Origin of the sequence: Streptomyces endocoffeicus (assembly GCF_016741935.1) — a bacterium.
Classification (GTDB): Bacteria; Actinomycetota; Actinomycetes; order Streptomycetales; family Streptomycetaceae; genus Streptomyces; species Streptomyces endocoffeicus.
This window is the reverse complement of record NZ_JAERRG010000231.1, coordinates 1-365: the sequence shown is the minus strand read 5'-3', so window position 1 is coordinate 365 and position 365 is coordinate 1. Positions and strand designations below refer to the sequence as shown.

Annotated in this window: 1 protein-coding gene; it reads right to left on the bottom strand. The window is 67.4% G+C overall.

From position 1 onward, the window contains the following. On the bottom strand, nt 1-365 hold a 365-nt coding region (locus tag JK364_RS54740), incomplete at both ends, for a ketoacyl-synthetase C-terminal extension domain-containing protein (RefSeq protein ID WP_201858928.1).

Below are 365 nucleotides of genomic sequence, written 5' to 3'. Positions count from 1 at the left end.
GAGCTCCCCCACATCCGAACCCAGAACCACCGCCCGATGCTCAAACACCGCACGCGAACCCACCAGAGCACGCCCCACACCCACCACATCCACACCACCACCACCAGCCTGGACAGCACGCACATACTCCAACAACCGACCCGCCTGAGCCGCCAACGCACCCGCACTACGCCCCGACACCACCCACGGCGTCACACCACCACCAGCGGAAACCTCCACGCTCGAGGCTTCCTCTGCCGACGCCTCCTCAAGAATGACGTGCGCATTGGTCCCGGACACGCCGAAGGAGGACACACCCGCCCGCCGCGCCCGCTCCCCACGCGGCCAAGCCACCGACTCGGTGAGCAGTTCAACCGCACCCGTGT